The sequence below is a fragment of the Streptomyces sp. NPDC050509 genome, from assembly GCF_044457965.1.
GTDB lineage: Bacteria > Actinomycetota > Actinomycetes > Streptomycetales > Streptomycetaceae > Streptomyces.
This window is the reverse complement of sequence record NZ_JBITHL010000004.1, coordinates 347054-369837: the sequence shown is the minus strand read 5'-3', so window position 1 is coordinate 369837 and position 22784 is coordinate 347054. Positions and strand designations below refer to the sequence as shown.

The window sequence follows — 22784 nt, the reverse complement described above, 5'->3', positions numbered from 1 at the left end:
TGCACATTCCGGGGTCCGGAAAACGAAACGGTGACCGACAACCTCGCGGTCCGGCAAATGAAAAGGCGGCCGACGACCTCATGGTCCGGAGGAGCCTTGGGCCCCACGGCAGGCGCGGGCTCCCGTCGAGTACCGCGCGATCCCCACCCGCGATCCCACCCGCGATCCCCACCCTCGTCACCCCGGACCCGCCGCACTTGCGGAGTGCGATATGTAGGCTTAAGAGTTAAAAGTCCGATAATGATGAAGGAGGCGCGCGTCGATGTCTCCCGTCGTCGAGCAACCGGCCAAAGCCCGTGTCGTCACGGACTCCCCCCATCTCAGGACCATCCCTGTCATCCTCCGCTACGACGGCGCTGATCCGCTCGCCCTGCGTATCGTGTTCCCGCCCGAGGTCTCCCAGGACCGCGAGCGCGGCGAGGTGGTCTGGGCCTTCGCCCGCGAGCTCCTCGACTCCGGTCTGCGGATGCCGTCCGGTGACGGCGACGTCCATGTGTGGCCCTGCGGCCGGGCCCAGACCGTGGTGGAGTTCCACTCGCCGGACGGGTTCGCGGTGGTGCAGTTCGACTCCGCGGCGCTGCGCCGGTTCCTGAAGCGTTCGTACGCGATGGTCCCGGCGGGGCAGGAGCGCCACGACATCGAGCCCGGCACCGCGACCGAACTCACCGACCTCACCGGACTCACCGGGCCGACCAAGGCCAGACCACTCCCGCACACCTGACACAGCGAGCGGCCCGGCCCGTACGCCCCTTCCCAGGGGGTACGGACCGGGCCGCTCACCTGCTCCGGCTCCCGTCCCCACGGCGCCGGCGCGGCCCGGGGCCGCCTCACCGCTCTTTCAGCGGCCCCGGAGTATCAAAGGGAACCTGTCAGACCCGCGCCAGCTCCCGGTTCCCGCCGGGACCGCCGTCCGGGCCGCCGTCCGTGCCGTCGCCCAGCTCCTTGCGCAGGGTCTCGCCCTCCACGTCCACATTGGGCAGCGCCCGGTCCAGCCAGCGCGGCAGCCACCAGGCGCGGTGACCGAGGAGCGCGAGCACCGCGGGCACGATCGCCATGCGGACCACGAACGCGTCGAAGAAGACCGCGATGGCGAGGCCGAAGCCGATCATCTTGATCATGGACTCGGTGGAGCCGATGAAGCCTCCGAAGACCGCGATCATGATCACCGCGGCGGCGACCACCACCCGTGCGCCGTGCTTGAAGCCGGTGACGATCGCCTCTCCGGGCCGCTCACCGTGGACGTACGCCTCCCGCATCCGGGTCACGAGGAAGACCTCGTAGTCCATCGCGAGGCCGAAGACCACACCCACCATGAAGATCGGCATCATCGACATGATCGGACCGGTCTGCTCGACCCCCAGCACACCCGCGAGCCAGCCCCACTGGAAGACCGCGACGACCGCGCCGAGGGCGGCGACCACGGAGAGCAGGAAGCCGAGCGCGGCCTTGAGCGGGACGAGCACCGACCGGAAGACGACCATCAGCAGCAGGAACGCCAGGCCGACGACGAGCGCGAGATACGGGATCAGCGCGTCGTTCATCTTCTCCGAGAAGTCGATGTTCATGGCGGTGGCACCGGTGACCAGGACGTCGGCCCCGTCGTCCGCCCTGATCGTGCCGCCCGCGTCCCGGATGGAGTGGACCAGGTCCTCGGTCCCGACCGAGGAAGGACGGTCCTTGGGGATGACGGTGATGGTGGCGGTGTCGCCCGCCTTGTCGAGGGCGGGCGGGGTGACGACGGCGACGCCGTCCATCTTCTTCACCGTGTCGGAGACGTGGGTGGCCGCCTCCTTGGCGTTGTGCTCGGCCTTGCCGTCGACGACGAGCATCAGCGGACCGTTGAAGCCGGGGCCGAAGCCGTCCGAGAGCAGGTCGTACGCCTTGCGCTGGGTGGTGCTGGTCGGCTGCGAGCCGTCGTCGGGCAGGCCCATCTCCAGGGAGGCGGCCGGTACGGCGATGACCCCGAGGCCGACGACCGCCGTCACCAGGACGGCGACGGGGCGACGCAGCACGAAGCGGGCCCAGCGGGTGCCCATGTTGGGCTTCTCCTCGGCGGGCTTCCCGTCGGAGGAGGCCGTGGCCTCGGCGGCCGTACGGGCCTTGCGGCCGTGCACCCGCTTTCCGGCGAAGCCGAGCATCGCCGGGACGAGGGTGAGCGCGATGAGGACCGCGATCACGACCGTACCCGCGGCGGCGAAGCCCATCTTGGTGAGCATCGGGATGTTGACGACGGCGAGTCCGACGAGCGCGATCACGACCGTGAGCCCGGCGAAGACCACGGCGGATCCGGCCGTACCGGCGGCGCGTCCGGCCGCTTCCTCGCGCTCCCTGCCCTCCGCGAGTTCGGCGCGGTAGCGGGAGACGATGAAGAGCGCGTAGTCGATACCGACCGCCAGGCCGATCATCATCGCCAGGATGGAGGTGGTGGAGCCGAGGTCCAGCACGTTGGCGAGCGCCGTGATCGTGGAGACCCCGACACCGACCCCGATCAGCGCGGTGAGCAGCGGCAGTCCGGCGGCGACCAGGGAACCGAAGGTGATGACGAGCACGACGGCGGCGACGGCCACCCCGATGATCTCGGTGGTCCCGGTCTCCGGTACGGCCTGGAGCGCGTCACCGCCGATCTCGACGGCCATCCCCGAGTCCCGCGCGTCACCGCCGGCGTCTTCGAGGGCGGTCCTGGTCCCGTCCGTCAGCTCCATCGAGCTGACCTTGTACGAGACCTGGATGTACGCGGTCCTCCCGTCCTGGGAGACGGCGTTCGCGGCGTACGGGTCCGCGACGGAGGCGACCTGGTCGGAACCGCCCTTCAGTTCGTCGACGATTTTCCCGACCTCGGCCTTGTGGCCGGCGTCGGTCATCTTCTCGCCGCTGGGGGCCTTGAAGACGACCCGGGCGGTCGCGCCGTCGGCGCTGGCTCCGGGGAAGCGCTGTTCCAGCAGGTCGAAGGCCTTCTGGGCCTCCGTGCCAGGTATGGAGAAGGAGCTGGAGGTGGCGGTGGACGCGGAGGCCGCGCCGACTCCGGCGAGCGCCAGCAACGCCACCCACACGAGGGCGACATAGTGGCGGCGCCGGAAGGCGAGCCGTCCGAGCTTGTAGAGGAACGTGGCCACGAGGGCGTACTCCCGGGTCTGTGAAGGGAACAAGGGCATGGGGAGCCGTCCCGACGGCGAAGAGCGGTACGCGTCAGGTGCTGCGGGTGCTGTGGGTTCTGTAGGTGCTGTAGGTGCTGTAGGTGCCGTGGAGTTACGGGTACTGCGGGGAAGGGCCGGTCGGGTCAGATACCGAGGGCGGGGAAGACCACGGAATCGAGGTACGACCGGAGGAAGGCCGGGTCGGGCGGCAGACCCTCGATGAGCTGCCGGGCGACGAACCCGCCGACCAGCATGTGGATGAGGTAGGGCACCGCCGGGTTGTCCTCGGCGATGTCGCCCCGGTCCGCTGCGCGTCGCAGCATCGCGCGGAAGGCCTCGATCTCAGGTTCGATGAGCACTTCACGCAGCGCCTGGAGAAGGTCCGGGTTGTTGTGGACGGCATAGAACAGGGCCCGCATCAGCGCGGCGTCCTCTTCCATCTTGTGTTCCTCGGCCAACGCGGCGATCGCGAGGAAGTCCCCGCGCAGTGAACCGGTGTCGACCTGACCGACCTGATGCGGCTTCGCGCATCGCATGGCACGGGCGACCAGCTCCGGCTTGCTCCCCCACTGGCGGTAGAGGGTGGCTTTGCTGGAGCGGGTGCGGGTGGCGATGGCGTCCATGGTGAGGGCGTCATAACCGACCTCGCGCAGGATGTCGAGCACGGCGTTGTACAGCTCGGACTCCCGCTCCGGCGTGAGTCTGCTGCGTGCCACGATCGACCTCCATCGAACGAAACGGTTTCGTACAGTACGAAGGTAAGCCGGGGCTGAGCGAAACGGAAGTGTTTTCTTTGTGGCCTGGGCCACGCCACTCCGTGGGTGAGGAAACGAGCCGTCCCGGAGGCGAAGAGCGGACCAAAAGGGCAGCATTGGGGGGTGAGTGACGAGACCGCGTACCTTCGCTTCCCGCACCTTCACGACGACTCGCTGTGCTTCGTGGCCGAGGACGACCTCTGGGTCGCCCCCCTCGCGCCACCCGGGCAGCGGCCGGAGCGCGCATGGCGGGTGACCGTCGACCGTACCCGCATCGGCCATCCCCGCTTCTCGCCGGACGGCCGCCACATCGCCTATACGAACTGGCGCAGCCTCGACCCCGAGATCCATCTCGCCCCGGTGGAGGGCGGGCCCGCGCGCCGGCTCACCTACTGGGGGGCGACCGACACGCGCGTCTGCGGCTGGACGCCGCCCGACAAGGACGGCGAGTCGCAGATCCTCGCCGTCTCCTCGCACGGCCAGCCGTTCTCGTACTTCGCCTGGGCGTATAGCCTGCCCACGGACGGCTCCCCGGGCGGCGCGCTGCCGTGGGGCCCGGTGACGGACATCGCGATCACGGACCTGCCGGTCGGCGAGGGCGCGTCGGGGTCGGCGGCCGTGGCCGGCGGGGAGCCCGACGCCGGAGAGCGCCGTACGCTCCTGCTCACCGGGAAGCCGCCGCACGAGCCCGCCGCCTGGAAGCGGTACCGGGGCGGCGCCATGGGCCGGCTCTGGCTGCACGGCAAACGGCTGCTCGCGGACCTGGGCGGTCATCTCGACTGCCCGATGTTCGTCGGCGGGCGCATCGCGTTCCTCTCCGACCACGAGGGCGTCGGCAATCTCTACTCCTGCCTCCCCGACGGCACTGGCCTCACCCGCCACACCGACCACGATTCCTTCTACGCCCGCCACGCCTCCTCCGACGGGCGCCGGGTCGTCTACCAGTGCGCGGGCGACCTCTGGCTGGTGGATGCGCTGACCCCGGACTCCGTGCCGCGCAAGCTCGACGTACGGCTGGGCGGCCCGCGCGCGGGGCGGCGCGGCTACCAGGTCCCGGCCTCCCGCCACATCGACGGCATCTCGGTGGACCTGACGGGCCGGGCGAGCGCCGTCTCCGTACGTGGCAGCCTCTACTGGCTCACCCACCGCGACGGCCCGGCCCGCACGATCGCGGACACGCCGGGGGTACGGGTCCGCAACCCGGTGATGCTCGGGAGCGGCGGCCAGGTCGCGTACGTGACGGACGCGGACGGCGAGGACGCGATCGAGATCGCCTACCTCCCCCGGGCCACCGGCGACCGCCCCCCGCGCCGCCTGGCCTCAGGACGCCTGGGCCGGGTGCTGGACATGGTGGCCGACCCGGAGGGCACCACCATCGCGGTCGCCGCGCACGACGGCAGGCTGCTGCTGGTCGATGTGACGGACGAGGAGGAGGGGGCGGACGCCGGGACGGAGACCGGAACGGAGATCGGAACGGCGGACACACCGGCGGCGGAGACCGAAGGGGACGCGGACGCCGGTACGGACGCCGGTACGGACGCCGGTACGGACGCGGCTGCGGGCGTGGATACGGATACGGATACGGAGCCGCAGGACGCCGACAGCGAAGCCGCCACAGACGAGAGCGACCCCGACCCCGATACCGACCCCGACGAGGTCACCGAACTCATCCGGTCCATCAACGGCCCCGTCACCGACCTCGCCTTCTCCCCCGACGGCGGCTGGCTCACCTGGTCCCACCCCGGGATCGGCCGTTCGCTCCGGCAGATCAAGCTCGCCAAGATCGCCGGAAGCTTCGCCCGTACCATCGTCGACGTCACCAACGGCCGCTTCGAGGACGAGAATCCGGTCTTCACCAGCGACGGCCGCTATCTCGCCTTCCTCTCCTGGCGCGGCTTCGACCCGGTGTACGACGTCCACACCGGCGACCTCTCGTTCCCCCTCGGCTGCCGCCCCTATCTCGTCCCCCTCTCCTCCGCGACCCCCTCCCCCTTCGCTCTCTCGCCGGACGGCCGTCCGGCGGCCGGTGGGCTCGATCCGGCCGGTGGGGAGCTGGTCGGCGGGATCGACGGGGCGTTCGCGGTGACCGTCGAGGTCGAGGGGCTGGCGGACCGGGTGACCCCGTTCCCCGTCACCGCGTCCAAGTACTCCGCCCTGCACCCGGTCAGCGGCGGCGGTCTGGTCTGGCTGCGCTGGCCGATCTCCGGGGCGCTCGGCGAGACCTTCGCCAACCCCTCCGACATGTCGGGCCGCCCCACCCTCGAACACTTCGACATCGCCCGCGCCCGCAAGAGCGAACTCGTCGCCCATCTCGACTGGTTCGCGCCGAGCGGCGACGGCACCCGCCTCGTCGTCGTGGACGACGGTGAGCTGCGCGCCGTACCCGCGACGGAGCTGGGCGACCTCGACTCGACCGTCTTCCTCGATCCGCGCAGGATCCTGCACGATGTCGCCCCGGAGGCGGAGTGGCGCCAGGCGTACGCGGAGGCGGGCCGTATCATCCGGGCGTTCTTCTGGGAGCCGGGGATGTGCGGCATCGACTGGGACGGGGTGCTCGACCAGTACCGTCCGCTGGTCGAACGGGTCGCCTCCCCCGACGAGTTCGCCGATCTGCTCCGTGAGGTCCTCGGCGAACTGGGCACCTCCCACGCGTACGTCGCCCCCGCCCGCCGCGACGAGGGACCGCCGCACTACCAGCGCCCCATGGGCCTGCTCGGCGCCAACCTCGTGCGCCGGGACGGGGATTGGATGATCAAGCGGATCCTGCCCGGTGACTCCTCGGACTCCAAGGCCCGTTCACCGCTGGCCGGTACGGGGATCCGTGAGGGCGCCGTCCTCACCCATGTGGACGGCCGCCCCGTCGACCCGGTGGCCGGCCCGTACCCGCTGCTCGCCGCCGCCGGAGGCACCACGGTCGAGCTGACCTTCCGGCCCGCCGAGCGCGAGGGCTCGCCCGCCATCCACGAGAGCCGGCCCCGCCGGGTCGCCGTCGTCCCGCTGATCGACGAACGGCCGCTGCGCTACCAGGACTGGGTGGCCAAACGCCGCGAGGTCGTACGGGAGATCAGCGGCGGCAAGTGCGGCTACCTGCACATCCCCGACATGGGCGGCTCCGGCTGGGCGCAGTTCAACCGGGACCTGCGCCTGGAGGTCTCACGGCCCGCGCTGATCGTGGACGTACGGGGCAACGCGGGCGGCCACATCAGCGAACTCGTCGTGGAGAAGCTCAGCCGCCGGATCATCGGCTGGGACCTGACCCGCGACGCGCAGCCCGTCTCGTACGCCTCGAACGCGCCGCGCGGTCCGGTCGTGGCGCTCGCGGACGAGGCGACGGCCTCCGACGGCGACATGATCACGGCGGCGTTCCGGCTGCTCGACCTGGGTCCCGTGGTCGGCCAGCGCACCTGGGGCGGGGTCGTCGGGATGACGGGCCGGCACCGGCTCTGCGACGGGACGGTGATCACGGTGCCGATGAACGCCGCCTGGTTCGACGCGTACGGCTGGTCCGTCGAGAACCGTGGCGTGGAGCCGGACATCGAGGCGCTGCGCACCCCGCTCGACTGGGCGGAGGGGCGGCACGCGCAGCTCGACGACGCGGTGTGGGTGGCGCTGGACCTGCTGGCCGGACAGCCGGCGTCGACCCCGCCGGGTTACGGGGCGGTCCCGGACCTGCGCCGCCCGAAGCTGCCGCCGCGCTGATCCCGACGAAGCGGAGCAAAGGAAGAGGCGCACCCGGCGGACCGGGTGCGCCTCTTCCTTCATAGGGTTCCGCTGTCCATCTCGGCTCCGGAGGGGCTCAGGAGTCGAAGTGGTCGTCCATCTCGTCACGGGCGCTCTGCGCCTTGTCCTTCGGGTCGCTCACACGGTCCTTGGCGTCGGGGGCGCGACCGGATGTGTCGTCCTTGTCGCCCGCTTTCTCCTTCGCCTGGTCCGCTATGCGCTGCGCCTTGTCCTTGAACTGATCGGCAATACCCATGAAAGGTCAACTCCTGAGGGCTGAGAGCCTGAAGGTCTGCGGGTGAAGGCACCCTGAGTGGGGCCTCGACCAGCCTGACACGGCCGGACATTCCGCGCATTTCGATCAGTTACGCTCCGTACCGGCCCCGGACCTGGCACCGCCCCGCGCCGCCTCGTCTGCGGCCCCGCCCGCACCCACCAGCCCCTGCCCCATCCCGTGCGCCCGCCCCGCCAGGCGGGGCGCGAGGCGCCGCATCTCGCGTCCGCCGACCGTGGCGATCACCCCGGGGAGGCAGCCCCGTACGGACTGCGTCCCGCGCAGCCACCACTGTGCGTACACGTGCGGCGAGCGGCGCTCTATCCCGGCGACGAGCCGGTCCACGGCAGGGCCGGGCGGATACGTGCGGTTCGCGGGCCAGGGCAGCCGGCGCCGCAGCTCGCGCAGCACGTCGTCGCGGTCCGCGCCGCGCACCATGTCGGTGTCCGTCCAGGACAGATAGCCGACGCCGACGCGTACGCCCTGATGGGCGACCTCGGCGCGCAGACAGTGCGCGAACGCCTCGGCGCCGGACTTGGAGGCGCAGTACGCGCTCATCATCGGCGCCGGGGTGATCGCGGCGAGCGACGCGATCTGGAGGAAGTAGCCCCGGCTGCGCCTGAGCGCGGGCAGGAAGGCGCGCGCGGTCACCGCGGCGCCGATCAGGTTCACCTCGATCACGCGCCGCCACGCGTCCGGGTCGGAGCCTTCGACGGGGCCGCCGGTCGCGACGCCCGCGTTGGCGACGACGATGTCCACCTTCCCGAAGCGCTCGACGGCCTCCTCGGCGACCCGGGCCATCGCCGCGTCGTCGGTGACATCGGCGTACCAGTGGCCGCACGCGGTGTGCAGCCGGCCCGCGACCGCCTTCAGCTCGTCCGCCTCCAGGCCGACGAGCACCACCGTGGCGCCGCGCGCGGAGAGCTTGCGGGCGAGGAGTTCCCCGACGCCGCGCGCCGCACCCGTGACGACGGCGACCCGCCCGTCGAGGCGGCCGGTCTGCGGTTCCCTCATGCGACGTCCTCCTTGGCGCTCAGGTACGTGGTGACCAGGGCGCGGACACCGTCGGTGACCGCCTCCGGCGCCTCCACCGGTGTCATGTGCCCGACCCCGGTGAGCACGGTGAGCCCGGTGCAGTGGGGCAGTGTCGCGGCGAGCGCGCGGGAGCGGACGGGCGGGGTGAGCCGGTCGTCGGCGCCCGTGACGACGGCGGCGGGTACGCGCAGCTCCCGTACCTCGTCGTCGAGATCCAGCGTGCCGAGCACCTTCGCCCAGGCGACCCGGACGACGCGCGGGCACGCGTGGACGACCCTGGCGCACTCCGCGACCCGTGCGGGCGCGGCGCCCGCCCCCATCGTCCCGTACCGGAGCAGCTTCTTCGACAGCAGCGTGACGGGCCCCAGCGGGAGGGAGGAGGCGAGCAGGGCCGCCGTGATCCGGGTCCGTACGGGCCCTTCGCGCAGCGGGACGACCCGGGAGTCGGCGACCAGCCGTGAACTGCCCGTGCTGCACAGCAGTACGGCGGCGGCGTGCTCCCGGAAGGCGGGTCTGCGGGCGGCGGCCATCAGCGTCATACCGCCCATGGAGTGCCCGGCGAGCACCACGCGCTCGCCCGGTCCGAGGGTGAGGCGGAGTACGGCCTCCAGGTCGTCGGCGAGGGCTTCGGTGCCGTATCCGGCGGAGTGCGCGGGGTCGGGCACCGCCGAACGGCCGTGCCCGCGCTGGTCGTAGACGATCACCCGGTGGTCGGCGGCCAGCTCCGCGAGCTGCGCGGACCAGAACTCGACCGAGCAGGCCCAGCCGTGTATGAGGACGACGGCCGGGCGGCCGGCCTCGCCGTGGACCTCGACGTGGAGAGGGGTGCCGTCGGCGGATATGGCGGTCAGTTCGCGTTCCGTGTGCGGCCGTATCATCGCGCGGCCTCCTTCTTCCTCGTCGTCGCGGCTCTCTGTCCGGGCACCCCCGGGCCGGCGCGGCCCACCTCGTACTCGGCGAGGTCGACCTGGCGGGTGGCGCGCCGGAACTCCCCTGTGGTGCCGGGCCAGATGGTGGTGTTGCGGCCGCCGGCGTCCAGGTACCAGCTCGTACAGCCGCCGGTGTTCCACACGGTGCGCCGCATGCGCTCCTGCACCCGCCGGTTCCAGGCCGCCACGGCGGCGGGGCGCGGGGTGAGGACGGCCCGGCCGGTTCCGCCGCGCCCGCCCAGACCGTCCAACTGCCGCAGGTAGTCGGCCATGTAGGCGAGCTGGGACTCGATCATGAGGATCATCGAGGAGTTGCCGAGGCCGGTGTTGGGGCCGACGATCGTCATCCAGTTGGGGAAGCCGACGGCGGTCGCGCCGCGCAGCGACGCCATGCCGTCCTTCCACGACTCGGCGAGCGTGACGCCGTCCTCGCCGACCACGCGTTCGGCGATCGGCATGTCGGTGACGTGGAAGCCGGTCCCGAAGACGACGGCGTCCACCTCCGCCTCCGTACCGTCCGTTGCGACGAGTGTGGAGCCGCGCACCTCGGCCAGCCCGGAGGCGACGAGATCCACATTCGGGCGGGCGAGCGCCGGGTAGTAGGAGCTGGAGAGCAGGATGCGCTTGCAGCCGATGCGGTACGAGGGCGTCAGCTTGGCCCGGAGCGCCGGATCCTTGATCGCCCGTGCGATGTTGGCCTTGGCCAGCGACTCGACGAGCCCGAGTTCGTCCGGCCGCTTGGTGAACGCCTGGACCTGCAACTCCCTGATGCCCCACAGGACTCCGCGCCGCACGGCCCCGGTGAAGGGCAGGGCGCGGTGCAGGGCGCGCTCGGCGCCGGAGATCGCCCGGTCGACGCGTGGCATCACCCAGGGCGGGGTGCGCTGGAACAGGGTCAGCCTCGCCACGTCGGGCTGGATCGCGGGCACGATCTGTATCGCGGAGGCGCCGGTGCCGACCACGGCGACGCGCTTGCCGCGCGGGTCGAAGCCGTGGTCCCAGCGCGCCGAGTGGAAGACCGTGCCGGGGAAGCCGTCGAGCCCGGGGATGTCCGGGATCTTCGGGTCGGAGAGCGCCCCGGTCGCGGAGACGACGACCTCGGCGGTGAACGTCCCCCGGGAGGTCTCGATCTCCCAGTGCGCGGCGGCACCGTCCCAGCGCATCAGCCGCACCTCGTGCCCGAGCCGCAGATGGGGCCGGAGCCCGAAGCGGTCCGCGACGTGCTCCAGGTACGCCCTGATGTGCCGCTGCCCCGAGAAGGTGCGCGGCCAGTCGGGGTTGGGCGCGAAGGAGAACGAGTAGAGGTGCGAGGGTACGTCGCAGGCGCACCCCGGATAGCTGTTGTCCCGCCAGGTCCCGCCGACGGTGTCGGCGCGCTCCAGGACGACGAAGTCGGTGATCCCCTCCCGGCGCAGCCGGACGGCGGCACCGAGCCCGCCGAACCCGGATCCGATCACCGCCACCCGCACGTGCCGGGTCTCGTCACGCCGGTCCATGACCACCCTGACCACCCCTCCCAGCCGTATCCGTGACGCACACGCATCACGCCAGTAATCACTGGCATGGTGGTGAGAGTAGAGCAGCGGGCTACCCATGGGTAGGGGGCGGACCGAACCAAGTTACCGGCGGTACGACATAGGCTGCCCGCCATGGAATACCGCATGGAGGAGCTGGCCCGCGCGGCGGGCATCACCGGGCGCACCGTGCGCTTCTACCGCGAACGCGGCCTGCTCCCGCCACCCCGGCGCGAGGGCAGGATCGCCTGGTACGACGACCACCACCTGGCCCGGCTCCGTACCATCGCGGCCCTCCTGGAACGCGGCCACACCCTGACCGGCATCGCGGATCTCGCCACCGTCTTCGAGAGCGGGCGCGACGTCGGCGAGGTCCTTGGCCTCGGCGAACCGACGGAGGAGACCCCCGTACGCCTCTCCCCGGAGGAACTGGCGGACTACTTCGAGGACGAGGTCACCCCGGAGAACCTGGCGACGGCGCTGGAACTCGGCTACCTCGCCACGGACGGCGACGAGATAGTCCACATCAGCCGCCGTCTGCTGGACGTCTCCTCGGCCCTGGTCCGCGAGGGCGTCCCCCTCGCCGCCGTCCTGGAAGCGGCCCGCCGGGTCCGCGCCCACGCGGACGCGATGGCCGACCTCTTCGCCACCACCCTCCACACCCACGCCCCCGAGGCGGACCCGGCGAAGCTGCGCCCGCTGGCGCGGAGCGTGGTGGAGGCGGAACTCTCCATGGCCCTGGACCGCCGCCTCCACACGAACCCGGACCCGGACCCGCCGGCCGTCTGACGCGGCGCAGGGCGCGCGGCTACAGGTCGTACACCGCCGTCACGGGCGCGTGGTCGCTCCACCGCTCCTCGTGCGAGGCGGCGCGCTCCACGTACGCCTTCACCGCGCGCGCCGCCAGCCCCGGCGTCGCGATACGCCTGAGCGTGAAGACGGACGAGACGACTTCTCCGAAGCGGCAACGGGAAGCGGGGGACATTGCGGCGGAACGGCTCGGCGCTGAGGTCGTCGGGTATGCGGAAGATCTGGACGTGTCCGCGAGCAAGACGACCCCGTTCGAGCGGCCCGAACTCGGCGAGTGGCCGGCACGCCCCGACGACCACGACGTGATCACCTGGTGGCGGCTCGACCGCGCGGTTCGTTTCATGGCCGACATGGCGGTACTCGCGCGCCAGGCGAAGCAACACGGCAAGCGGCTCATATTCGCCGAGGGACCGGGTGGGGCGTCCCTGGAACCCGACATGACTTCGATCACGTCGAAGCTGATCATCATGCTTCTGGCGTTCGCCGCGCAGATGGAGTCTCAGGCCATCAAAGAACCCGTGACAGGAGCGAACGCCGCTCTGCGCGCCCGTTGGCCGCTACGCGGGCGGGCTGCCGCCGTACGGATACCTACCGGTCCCGCGCGAGAACGGCGAAGGATGGACGCTTGCCCCCCGACCCGGAACGCGTGGATGTCATAGAAACCATGGTCCGGATGGTGCTGGACGGCGACTCTCCGAACGCCATAGCCGCGCAACGGAGTGACCCGACCCCGACCCGAGGGACCGTTCACCGACGGGGTGGGCGGTCTTTCCTGCTCAAGCTTTCCGCGCGTGGTGTCAAACGTGATCGCGTTTCCGGGGAACTGTCTCTGGCGTAGCTTCGGACGCATGGCTACTGATCACTTGGGCGACCGCATCGCGAGACTGCGCCGCCTTGCCGACCTCACCCAAGAGGGGCTGTCCGAGCGCTCCGGCGTGTCCGTGGACGTGATTCGGAAGTTGGAGCAAAAACGCAAGCACAGTGCGCGGCTGCCCACCCTTCACGCTGTTTCCAAAGGGCTTGGCGTCGAACTCACGGCACTACTCGGGGACCCACCCGGCGTGTCGTCGAACGGTGAGCCGGATTCCCCTTCTCTGGTTGCCGTCCGGCGTGCGCTCATGCCGCCGCTCTTCGCCCCGCCTCCCGAGCCGTCGGGCGCCGAACGGCTTTCATTGCCCCTTCTGCGGGCTGAACTTGCCGCTGCGTGGACGCTCTACCACGACGCGGAGTTCGGACGGCTCATGGACGTTCTTCCGGGGATCATCGCGGACGCTCGCCTTGTGGCTGCCGTGGGCAGCGACGATGAGCGTGCGGCCGGGCAGGCGGCATTGGGCAAGGCGCTGCAACTGGGCGGTCATCTGGCTATCCGGCTTGGGAAGTCGGATCTCGCGCTGTCCGCGCTGGAGAGAGCCATAGGGGCAGCGGAGATGTCTTCCGATCCCTTGCTGTCCGCCATGGTCTCCAACTCCGTGGCGTGGGCATATCAACGGCAGAACAGGTTGGATGACGCGCAGCACCTGGCGGTGTACGTCGCTGACGGAGTGGAGCGGGAGCACACCGACACGGCGGAGGGTGTCCGCGTGTGGGGCGGCTTGCTCATGTCCGCAGCCACGTCCTACGCCCGGAATGGTGACTACAGCACAGCCAACGACATGATGGTGACTGCTGAGGCCGCCACAGGCCGTTTGGCGACGCTTCCGCCCCCGGCGGACAGCAAGCTGGTGTCAGTCTTCAGCCGTTCCTCTGTACGGATTGAGCGGGTGCGTCTGGCCGTCCAGCACGGGCGCCCGGACGAGGCGTTGACATTGGCGCGCGGTATGCGTCTCAGCCGGGATATCCCGCCCTCATGGCGAACGTGGCTGTTGCTCGACGTGGCCCGCGCACATACCGATGTCGGGGACTCCGCCGGGGCTGTCCGCGCGCTGGAATCTCTGCGCAGGGTTGCCCCGGCCTGGATGAGGCATCACACGTTGGCTGTCGCGATCGTCGGTGATCTGTGGCACGGACCCACGCGTCCCCCGGGATTGCGCAAGTTGGCCGAGTTCCTGGGGGTCACCGACTAGCTACGGAAAGTAGGACGTTCCGTCCCTGTAACTCCATGCCGTTCAACGGAACGCTCGGCACATGACCGAACCGACGCGTTACCAGACCATGCCGGTGGAACTGCCATTACGTATGGAGTTGGAGCCGACCCCAGTGGAGGGGTGTCCGGGCTGTACCGAACTCGCGAACGTGCGGGACCGTGCCCGTACTGGGGGCGACATGACCACCGTGTCCGACTGCAACGTCTTCATGCGGCGGCATCCGGAGGGTCACGGGTGATCGCGCGGGCAGATATCGGCACTCGGGTGGAGGACGCTGCGGGGCGCGTCGGCATCCTGCGCGACGTGATCCCGGACTATGAGGATCCCGCCGAGCCCCCGGGCCAGCGCCGCAAGCGTCCTACGGCGTTCCTTTGGCCCGTGGGCGGGGGTGCCGAGTGGCTGGTACCCCCGGATGACGTGAGGCGTGCCGAGTGAGCCGCACGGCGCGGCAGAGGGTCGGCAGGATCGCTGGGGGATTCGGCGTGGCGATCTGCTGGGGCCTCATCGCACTCGGTGTCGTGCTGGCGGTCCGCACCGAATGAGCGAGCACGACCAGGACGACGGGCAAGAGCGCGTGATGGTCGCGCTGATGGTCACCGGGCTGACGATCATCACATGTTCGGTCGCTGTAGTGGCAGTCATCATCGGACTGGTCATATAGACCCTGCCCCGTTCGGTCCCGTGCCGTTCGGGGCTTCCCGCTGCCCCTGCCTACAGGTCGTACACCGCCGTCACGGGCGCGTGGTCGCTCCACCGCTCCTCGTGCGAGGCGGCGCGCTCCACGTACGCCTTCACCGCGCGCGCCGCCAGCCCCGGCGTCGCGATCTGGTAGTCGATGCGCCACCCCGCGTCGTTGTCGAAGGCGCGGCCACGGTACGACCACCACGAGTACGGGCCGACCTGGTCCGGATGCAGGGCGCGTACGACATCGACGTACCCCGGGCCCGGCTCCTCGAAGACCCGGGTCAGCCAGGCGCGTTCCTCGGGGAGGAAGCCGGAGGACCTGCGGTTGGCCTTCCAGTTCTTGAGGTCGGCCTCCTGGTGGGCGATGTTCCAGTCGCCGCAGACCACCACCTCGCGCCCGTCGGCCGCCGCGCGCTCGCGCAGCCCCTCCAGGTACGGCAGGAACGCGTCCATGAAGCGGATCTTCTCGTCCTGCCGCTCCGTGCCGACCTCGCCCGAGGGCAGGTAGAGGCTCGCGACCGTGACCCCGGGCAGGTCGATCTCCGCGTACCGCCCGCTCGCGTCGAACTCCGCGCTGCCGAACCCGATGCGGGTGGCCTCCGGCTCCCGGCGCGCGTAGAGCGAGACCCCGGCGCGGCCCTTGGCGGTGGCGGGGGCGTGCAGGACGTGCCAGCCGTCGGGCGCCCGTACGGCGTCGGGGAGCTGCTGGGGCTCCGCCCGTACCTCCTGGAGGCAGACCACATCGGCGGAGGTGGCCGCGAGCCACTCCACGAAGCCCTTCTTCGCGGCGGCGCGGAGCCCATTCACATTCACGCTGGTCACGGTGTACAAAACATCATCTTCCGTCGCACGTCGCACAGAACAGACGGGCAGCCTATCCGGCCACCCCCTGGGAGGGCCCCGCACCTCCTGCTAGTCTGAATTCGAACTAGTCGGAGTTACCAGCTACTCGACAAACGGATGACGGGAGGCCGCATGCCGGGCAAACCGGTGGACTGGCAGGCGGGCTGGCTGCGCGGCGCCCTCGAACTCGCCCTCGCCGCCGTCCTCGCCGAGGGCGACGGCCACGGCTACGCGCTCGCCCAGCGACTGGACGAACACGGCTTCGGCCAGGTCAAGGGCGCCGCGCTCTACCCGGTCCTGGGCCGGATGGAGCGGGACGGCGTGGTGACAGCGAACTGGGAGCCGGGCGAGGGCGGACCCGGCCGGAAGGTGTACGCGCTCACACCGGCGGGCCGGGACCGGCTCGGGGAGCAGCGGGCGGAATGGACGCGCTTCTCGGTCCTCATGCACGGGCTGCTGACCGAGGCACCGCCCGTGGCACACACACCCGATCGATCGCTTCAGGGGGAACGATGACCGAGACACACAGCAGGACCGCCGCGCAGTGGACGGAGCGGCTGGAGTACCGGCTGGCGGGCGAGCCCGGCATGGACCGCGCCGCGATCACCGAGGTGCTGAACGAGGTCGCCGCGCACTGCGCCGAGACCGGCCGGCACCCCGAGGAGGCGTTCGGCTCGCCGGAGGAGTTCGCCGTCCAGGCGGCCCGCGACCGGGTGCCCGTCGAGGAGCGGGCCCGGCGCGACTGGGCCTTCCGGGCACCCTCGGAGTTCTGGCCCACGGGCCTGATCACCGTCACCGGGATGCTGGCGGTCTTCGCCGTCTTCACCCTCGTCCATCACGGCCTCTGGTTCGACGTGACCGTCTCGGGCCTGAGCGGGGTCGCACTGATGGCCGTGCTCGTACAACTGGCCTGGTTCGGCATGGGGTTGCACGCCGACGGCCGGATAAGGGCCGCCGCCGTCGCCGGGGACGCCGCCGCCGCGCTGGTCGTCGGGTCCGCGGTCGCCTTCCTGTCGCTGCCGGACGACCGGATCGCCCGCTTCCCGACCCTCGCGCTGATCCCTGTCTGCGTGGCGCTGCACGCCCTGACCGTGCGCCTGCGGCCCGGCTACGCCGCCCGCGCCACCGCGGCGCCCGACCCCACCGACCCCGAGCAGTGGCTGCGCCGGCTCGAAGCGCTCCTGCGCGGACGCCACAAGCTGCCCCGCCGCCGCGCCGCCGAGCTGGTCACCGAGGCCCGTGACCACCTGGCGGCGAGCGGGAGTTCACCGGCCGAGGAGTTCGGGCCCGTGGAGGTGTACGCGCTCCACCTGGCCGAGCACGCGGGCCCCCGCACCTGGTGGTCACGCTCGGGCTGGTGGCTGCCGGTCATGTGCTCGCTGATCACGGCCAGTTGGGTGGTGCGCCTCTCCCAGGGCGACATCGACTGGGTGTTCTGGGTCAACACGGCCGGGGTGGCCGCCGTCGCCCTGCTCTGGGTCGCGAAGGTGGTTCCGGACAAGCCGTCATCCTGAGGGCGCGCACCGGGGCATCAGCCGTCTCCGACGGGTACACATCGGATGACCTGATTCCTCAGGAGGTGCTGTATCCATGCTCCACCGCGCCCGAGCAACATCCGCCTCATCAGAGATCCGAGGGATGGCCCGCCTCGCCGGGATCCTCGTGACAGCGCTGCTGCTGGTCACGGGGGTCGCGCCCACCGCGACCGCCACCCCGCCCGCGAGCGCCCCGCCCGCGACCACCGCGACCGCGGACACCACGCCACGTACCGTCCCCGCGCTCACCAACTGGACAGCAGAACAAGGTGAGTTCACCTTCACCACCGCCACCCGGCTGATCGTCGCCCCGGACGACCCCGCCGCCCGCCGCACCGCGGACACTCTCGCCCAGGACCTCCGCGCGGCGGGCCGCGGCGCCGTCCCCGTCGCCGCCGTACGGGGCTCCGGCCGCCCCGGGGACGTCAGCATCGGGACCGACCCCGGGCGGAGCGGGACGCTCAAGGCCGAGGGGTACGAACTCCAGGTCACCGACCGGGTCCGTATCACCGGAGCCACCGCCGCCGGCGCCTTCTACGGCACCCGCACCCTGCTCCAGCTCCTCGCCACGGCCGACCGGATCCCGGCGGGCCGCACCGTCGACGTACCCGCGTACGAGGAGCGGGGCGCGGGCGTCTGCGCCTGCTACATCCACATCACCCCGGCCTGGCTGGAGAACCTGGTCCGCGACATGGCGTACCTGAAGCTCAACCAGCTTCTGCTGGAGCTGAAGGTGAAGAGCGACCGCCATCCGGAGGCCAACTCCTGGGGCTACTACACCAAGGACGAGATACGGCGGCTCGTCGCGCTCGGCGACCGCTACCACATCACCATCGTCCCGGAGATCAACTCCCCCGGCCACATGGACCCGTGGATCGAGCGGCGGCCCGATCTCCAGCTCACCGACTCCGACGGCGCCCCGCAGCCCTCGCGCCTCGACATCACCAGCCAGGACGCCTTCGCGTACTACACCGATCTCATGGACGAGTACGCCGAGGTCTTCACCGCGCCCGTCTGGCACATGGGCGCGGACGAGTACATGCTCGGCTCCGACTTCGCAAAGTACCCGCACATCCTGGCGTACGCGCGCGAGCGGTACGGCCCGGCCGCCACTCCGCAGGACGCCTTCATCGACTTCGTCAACCGCGTCCAGGCCCACGCGGCGGCCCGGGGCAAGCAGCTCAGGATTTGGAACGACGGGCTGACCGGCGACCACACCGTCCCCGTCGCCGCGGGCACCACCGTCGAGCACTGGCTGAACGTCAGGACCAGGCCCAGCGAACTCCTCGCCCAGGGGTACCGGGTCATGAACGCCTCGTACTCCCTCTATCTCATCCGCGGCGGCTTCCACATGAACACCGCCTCCCTGTACGAACAGGGCTGGGACCCGCGCAGCTTCGAGGGCGAGAAGGTCGCCTCCGCCACCGGGATCACCGGCGCGAAGATCAGCCTCTGGCCCGACAACGGGCGCGGCGAGACCGAGAACGAGGTCGCCGCGGGCCTGTTCCTGCCGCTGCGCTACATCGCCCAGACCACCTGGGGCGTCCCGCGCCCCGACCCGACCTACGCGGAGTTCACCGCCCGCGCCACCGCCGCCGGGTACGCGCCGGGACGCACCGATCTCACCCGCCCGCCGCTGCCCGACGGCACCTACTCCCTGCGGGACGCGGGCGGCCAACTACCCGCCACGACACGGCGGATCACCCGTACCGCCGACGGCTACGTCACCCTCACCGACCCCGCCACCGGGCGGTGCGCGGAGATCCGGAGCGGCAGGCTGACCCTCAACACCCCGCTGGAGCCCGGCAGTCCGGTCACCCAGGAGGTCTGTTCCGCCGCCAACACACTGCAACGCTGGCAACTGACCACGGTCCTTGGCGGGTTCCACCTCACCCACGCGATCACCCGGATGTCCGTCGTCCTCACCGCCGAGGGACGGTGGGTCCAGTACCCGCCCGACCAGCGCCCGCCCACCGTCTGGACGCTCACCGCCGCCCCACCACAGCAGCCGAACACACCTCAGCAGCCGAAGGGGAACCGCTCATGACCCTGGGAAGACGCCCGTTCGCCGCGGGCCTCGGCGCACTCGGCGCCGTACCGCTCCTCCCGTACGCCCCCGCGCAGGCGGCCCCCCGCCGTACCGCGGGAGCCGTCACGGACGAGAGCGCCGCACGTGTCCCCGTCGGCCCCGGCGACACCCCCGACCAGCTCGTGGCGAAGGCCGCGGGCCTGCGCCCGACGGAGCGCCAGATAGCATGGCAGCGGCTGGAGCGGACCGCGTTCCTGCACTTCGGTGTGAACACCTTCACCGGTCTCGAATGGGGGACGGGCGACGAGGACCCCGAGGTCTTCCAGCCCGTCGGCCTGGACACCGACCAGTGGGCGCGCGCCCTGCGCGACGGCGGCTTCTCGCTCGCCATCCTCACCGTCAAGCACCACGACGGGTTCGTCCTCTACCCCTCCCGCCACACCGCCCACAGCGTCGCCTCCTCCACCTGGGAGGCGGGCCGCGGCGATGTCCTGCGCTCCTTCGCCGACTCGATGCGCGCCCACGGCATCAAGGTCGGTGTGTACATCTCCCCCGCCGACGAGAACCAGTACCTGCACGGCGTCTACGCCAACGGCAGCGCCCGCACCCCCCGCACCATCCCCACCCTGGTCGACGGCGACGACCGCGCCGGACAGGACGGCCCCGTCCTCCACCTCCCCGCCACCGACTACGGCGCCCATATGCTCAACCAGCTCTACGAGGTGCTGACCGAGTACGGCCAGGTCGACGAGGTCTGGTTCGACGGCGCCCAGGGCCGTATCCCGCCCGAACACGTCGAGGTCTACGACTGGGACAGTTGGTACGCGCTGATCCGCGCCCTCGCCCCGCAGGCGGCCATCGCCGTCTCCGGGCCCGATGTCCGCTGGGTCGGCAACGAGGACGGTTCGGCCCGCGAGAACGAGTGGAGCACCGTCCCCGTCACGGCGGTACCGAACGGCCGCACCGACTTCGCCCTCTCGTACGACACCCCCGACCAGGGCAGCCGCGACGCCCTGGTCCGTGCCCAGCCGGACACCGACTACCTCCAGTGGTGGCCCGCCGAGTGCGACGTGTCGATCCGCCCCGGCTGGTTCTTCCACCCGGAAGAGCGCCCCAAGACGGCCCAGCAGCTCACCGACCTCTACTTCCGGTCGGTCGGCCGGAACGCCGTCCTCCTGCTCAACGTCCCGCCCGACCGGCAGGGCCGGCTCGACCCGGCGGATGTCGCGGTCCTCGGCGCCTTCGCCGACCGGGTGCGCCGCGAACTCCCCGCGGACCTGGCCCGGGGTGCCCGCGCCCGGGGCGACGGCCGCGATCCCGCCCTGGCGGTCGACGGCGACCCGGACACCTCGTGGACCGCCCCGGCACCGTCCGCCGGGACGCTCACCCTGGACCTGGGCGCGCCCACGGCCGTCGACCGGATCCGGCTGGCCGAGGACATCCGCCACGGCCAGCAGGTCGAACGGGCCGTGGTCGAGGCCGAATCGACGGCCGGCTGGACGGAGGTCGCCCGTACGGGCACGGTCGGTGCGAGCCGCATCCTGCTCCTGCCGGCCCCGGTCACGGCCCGGCGCTGGCGGCTGCGGATCCTCGGCTCCCGCCGGCCGGCCCGTATCGCGGAGTTCGGCCTCTACCGCTCCACGCTCTGACGCTCCCGCACATCCGTCCCGTTCTCCGCCACCGGTGCGGTCTCCCCGCGCCGGTGGCGGACCGAGGCCAGCACCGCGATGCCGGTACCGGCCGCCGCGTAGAGGGCCAGCACCCACAGCGGCCCGGCGAGCGCGTTGCCGCCGAAGTAGACGGTGTTGCGTACGGCGGTGGTGCCCGCGCCGGTCGGGATGTAGTCACCGATGGCCCGCCAGAACGGCGGCAGCAGCGAGCTGGGGAACGCGCCGCCCGCGCTGGGGTTGCCCAGCACGACGAAGACCAGGATCGTCACACCGATACCGATGACGCCCAGCAGGATCTGGAGGGCGACGGTGGTCGCGGCGGCGGCGAGGACGGTCAGCGCGCCGATCGCCCACAACCGCGCGAAGTGGCCGTCCAGCGCCCCGAGTACGGGCCCCGCGATCAGGGCGCCGCCCAGACCGGAGACCACCGCGTACACGGCGAGGACGCCGAGCCTGATGACCGTACGGTGCGGGTTGGCCGGCCGGGCCCCGGAGGCGACCCCGAGGATGGCCGCCGCGAGATAGCCGCCCACGATCCAGCCGATGGCCAGGTAGAACGAGGACAGCCCCCGGCCGTCGCCCGCCGCGGGCGGCAGGATGTCGTCGGTCGTGACCGTACGGTTCTGGGCCGCGTCGGCCTTCTCGATGATCTGGGTGGTCGCGGACGAGACGGCGGGCCCGCCCGCGGACGCCACGAGCAGCGTGTCCTCGGTGCCCTGCGGGTTCACCAGGAGTACGGCGTCGACGGTGCGGTCGTGGATCAGCGCGCGCCCGGCGGCCTCGTCCTTGACGGCACGGGCCGCGAGGGGGTCGCCGTCCAGCGCGTTCAGCCGGTCGACGGTCTGCGCGGAGACCTGCTCCGGCGCCACGACGGCGAGCGGGATCCGGTGCGGGGTGGGGGCGTGGAACGCCCCGATGTACGACAGGATGAAGGCGAGTTGGAGGACCAGACCGCCGACGACGAGCAGCACCCCGCGCGCGCTGAGCGCGTCCCGCAGCTCGGCGGTGAACCCGGGCGCCGGTGGGGCGGTGGATATGGACGGCTCGGGCGGGTCGGACAGGTCGGTGCTCATCGCTCGGGGGTTCCTTCGGCGTCGTTCGGGTGGGGGGTGGCCCCGGGGTCGGCCGCCGTGGTCAGCGCGCGGACGAGGTACGGGGCGATCCGCCGCGACAGTCCGTCGGTGCCCCGGAGCCCCCGCGGCCCCTGGACGGGCTCCAGGGCGCTGATGCCCTTGAACAGGGCGATGAGCAGCCGGGCCCCGTCGGCGGGGTCGATCGCGGGGCGCAGCCCGGTCCTGGCGAGGGTCTCCGTGATCATCCCGGACACCCCCTGGACCAGGCGTTCCTCGTGGACGGCCAGCAGCTCGGCCACGGCGGGGGTGCGGGCCGCGTGCAGCGTGAACTCCATCGAGACCAGGAACCACTGCCGTTCCCGGGCGGCCCGGTCCGCCGTGTACGCCAGCAGCCCGTCGACCAGGTCCTCTCCGGGGTCCAGCCGGGCGGCCTCGTCCCGCAGACCGGCCAGCAGGCGGTCGGCGTGGGCGTCGTACAGCGCGAGGAACAGCTCGTCCTTGTCGCGGTAGTTGGAGTAGAAGGCGCCCCGGGTGAGCCCGGCGCGCTCGACGATGTCGCTGATCGAGGTGGCGTGGAAGCCGTGCTCGGTGAAGAGCGCCAGCGCGCTGCCGGTCAGGGAGGCGACCGTACGGGGGCGGCGTTTGGTCGGTGACTTCGGCATGGAAGGGACCCTTTCTCGCGCTCCGGCCGGCCG

20 protein-coding genes and 1 pseudogene are annotated in these 22784 nt (G+C 71.5%); 11 read left to right on the top strand and 10 right to left on the bottom strand.

The genetic code is table 11. The features are described 5' to 3' along the window. Positions 1-262: 262 nt before the first annotated feature. Positions 263-721, top strand: coding sequence for an SsgA family sporulation/cell division regulator (locus ACIBJC_RS14105; protein WP_399291855.1), 459 nt, complete (start codon positions 263-265; stop codon positions 719-721). A gap of 148 nt (positions 722-869) precedes the next feature. Here ACIBJC_RS14105 and ACIBJC_RS14100 read toward each other — a convergent pair whose 3' ends face one another. After that, positions 870-3113 carry an MMPL family transporter gene (locus ACIBJC_RS14100; protein ID WP_399292336.1) on the bottom strand — a complete coding sequence of 748 codons (2244 nt, stop codon included), beginning with the start codon at positions 3111-3113 and terminating at the stop codon, positions 870-872. 164 nt (positions 3114-3277) lie between these two features. After that, on the bottom strand, positions 3278-3850 hold the full coding sequence (locus ACIBJC_RS14095) for a TetR/AcrR family transcriptional regulator (RefSeq protein ID WP_399291853.1): 573 nt from the start codon (positions 3848-3850) through the stop codon (positions 3278-3280). Positions 3851-4012: 162 nt separating this feature from the next. Between ACIBJC_RS14095 and ACIBJC_RS14090 the strand changes: the two genes are divergently transcribed. Next, positions 4013-7588, top strand: coding sequence for a S41 family peptidase (locus tag ACIBJC_RS14090; RefSeq protein WP_399291852.1), 3576 nt, complete (start codon positions 4013-4015; stop codon positions 7586-7588). A 97-nt stretch (positions 7589-7685) separates the two neighbouring features. On the opposite strand, the gene ACIBJC_RS14085 is transcribed toward ACIBJC_RS14090, so the two are convergent. From ACIBJC_RS14085 to ACIBJC_RS14070, 4 genes are all read right to left on the bottom strand, one after another. After that, positions 7686-7865 (bottom strand): hypothetical protein, encoded by a 180-nt coding sequence (locus tag ACIBJC_RS14085; protein ID WP_399291850.1) that lies wholly within the window; start codon positions 7863-7865, stop codon positions 7686-7688. 105 nt (positions 7866-7970) lie between these two features. Beyond that, positions 7971-8897 carry an SDR family oxidoreductase gene (locus ACIBJC_RS14080; protein WP_399291849.1) on the bottom strand — a complete coding sequence of 309 codons (927 nt, stop codon included), beginning with the start codon at positions 8895-8897 and terminating at the stop codon, positions 7971-7973. After that, complete coding sequence (locus tag ACIBJC_RS14075; protein WP_399291847.1) at positions 8894-9796, bottom strand: alpha/beta fold hydrolase; 903 nt, start codon at positions 9794-9796, stop codon at positions 8894-8896. The genes ACIBJC_RS14080 and ACIBJC_RS14075 overlap by 4 nt, the downstream gene beginning before the upstream one ends. Then, positions 9793-11343 (bottom strand): flavin-containing monooxygenase, encoded by a 1551-nt coding sequence (locus ACIBJC_RS14070; protein WP_399291846.1) that lies wholly within the window; start codon positions 11341-11343, stop codon positions 9793-9795. The genes ACIBJC_RS14075 and ACIBJC_RS14070 overlap by 4 nt, the downstream gene beginning before the upstream one ends. A gap of 165 nt (positions 11344-11508) precedes the next feature. Between ACIBJC_RS14070 and ACIBJC_RS14065 the strand changes: the two genes are divergently transcribed. Then, positions 11509-12150 carry a MerR family transcriptional regulator gene (locus ACIBJC_RS14065; protein WP_399292334.1) on the top strand — a complete coding sequence of 214 codons (642 nt, stop codon included), beginning with the start codon at positions 11509-11511 and terminating at the stop codon, positions 12148-12150. Between the two features lie 19 nt (positions 12151-12169). On the opposite strand, the pseudogene ACIBJC_RS14060 reads toward ACIBJC_RS14065, so the two are convergent. Further along, positions 12170-12286 (bottom strand): annotated as a pseudogene (locus ACIBJC_RS14060) (exodeoxyribonuclease III); the annotation flags it as partial. Positions 12287-12293: 7 nt separating this feature from the next. Between ACIBJC_RS14060 and ACIBJC_RS14055 the strand changes: the two are divergent. From ACIBJC_RS14055 to ACIBJC_RS14040, 4 genes are all read left to right on the top strand, one after another. Then, complete coding sequence (locus ACIBJC_RS14055; RefSeq protein ID WP_399291844.1) at positions 12294-12830, top strand: recombinase family protein; 537 nt, start codon at positions 12294-12296, stop codon at positions 12828-12830. Positions 12831-13019: 189 nt separating this feature from the next. Next, on the top strand, positions 13020-14234 hold the full coding sequence (locus ACIBJC_RS14050) for a helix-turn-helix domain-containing protein (protein WP_399291843.1): 1215 nt from the start codon (positions 13020-13022) through the stop codon (positions 14232-14234). A gap of 61 nt (positions 14235-14295) precedes the next feature. Then, positions 14296-14493 carry a hypothetical protein gene (locus ACIBJC_RS14045; protein WP_399291842.1) on the top strand — a complete coding sequence of 66 codons (198 nt, stop codon included), beginning with the start codon at positions 14296-14298 and terminating at the stop codon, positions 14491-14493. A 300-nt stretch (positions 14494-14793) separates the two neighbouring features. Continuing rightward, a complete protein-coding gene (locus ACIBJC_RS14040) occupies positions 14794-14916 on the top strand; it encodes a hypothetical protein (RefSeq protein WP_399291840.1) in 123 nt (40 codons plus the stop codon). Positions 14917-14966: 50 nt separating this feature from the next. Here the strand turns inward: ACIBJC_RS14040 and ACIBJC_RS14035 are convergent, their stop codons facing one another. After that, positions 14967-15770 (bottom strand): exodeoxyribonuclease III, encoded by an 804-nt coding sequence (locus ACIBJC_RS14035; RefSeq protein ID WP_399291838.1) that lies wholly within the window; start codon positions 15768-15770, stop codon positions 14967-14969. 144 nt (positions 15771-15914) lie between these two features. Between ACIBJC_RS14035 and ACIBJC_RS14030 the strand changes: the two genes are divergently transcribed. From ACIBJC_RS14030 to ACIBJC_RS14015, 4 genes are all read left to right on the top strand, one after another. After that, positions 15915-16298, top strand: coding sequence for a PadR family transcriptional regulator (locus tag ACIBJC_RS14030; protein ID WP_399291837.1), 384 nt, complete (start codon positions 15915-15917; stop codon positions 16296-16298). Continuing rightward, positions 16295-17296, top strand: a complete 1002-nt coding sequence (locus tag ACIBJC_RS14025) for a hypothetical protein (RefSeq protein ID WP_399291835.1) — start codon at positions 16295-16297, stop codon at positions 17294-17296. The genes ACIBJC_RS14030 and ACIBJC_RS14025 overlap by 4 nt, the downstream gene beginning before the upstream one ends. Positions 17297-17420: 124 nt before the next feature. Continuing rightward, the gene (locus tag ACIBJC_RS14020; RefSeq protein ID WP_399291833.1) at positions 17421-19364 is read left to right on the top strand and encodes a family 20 glycosylhydrolase; all 1944 of its coding nucleotides are present in this window, start codon (positions 17421-17423) and stop codon (positions 19362-19364) included. Further along, positions 19361-20995: an alpha-L-fucosidase gene (locus ACIBJC_RS14015; protein ID WP_399291831.1), complete on the top strand. Its 1635-nt coding sequence runs from the start codon at positions 19361-19363 to the stop codon at positions 20993-20995. Before ACIBJC_RS14020 ends, ACIBJC_RS14015 begins: the two co-directional genes overlap by 4 nt. Here ACIBJC_RS14015 and ACIBJC_RS14010 read toward each other — a convergent pair. Then, on the bottom strand, positions 20977-22089 hold the full coding sequence (locus tag ACIBJC_RS14010) for an ABC transporter permease (protein WP_399291830.1): 1113 nt from the start codon (positions 22087-22089) through the stop codon (positions 20977-20979). The two genes, ACIBJC_RS14015 and ACIBJC_RS14010, sit on opposite strands and share 19 nt — an antisense overlap. Beyond that, complete coding sequence (locus tag ACIBJC_RS14005; protein ID WP_399291828.1) at positions 22086-22751, bottom strand: TetR/AcrR family transcriptional regulator; 666 nt, start codon at positions 22749-22751, stop codon at positions 22086-22088. The genes ACIBJC_RS14010 and ACIBJC_RS14005 overlap by 4 nt, the downstream gene beginning before the upstream one ends. Positions 22752-22784: the final 33 nt, after the last annotated feature.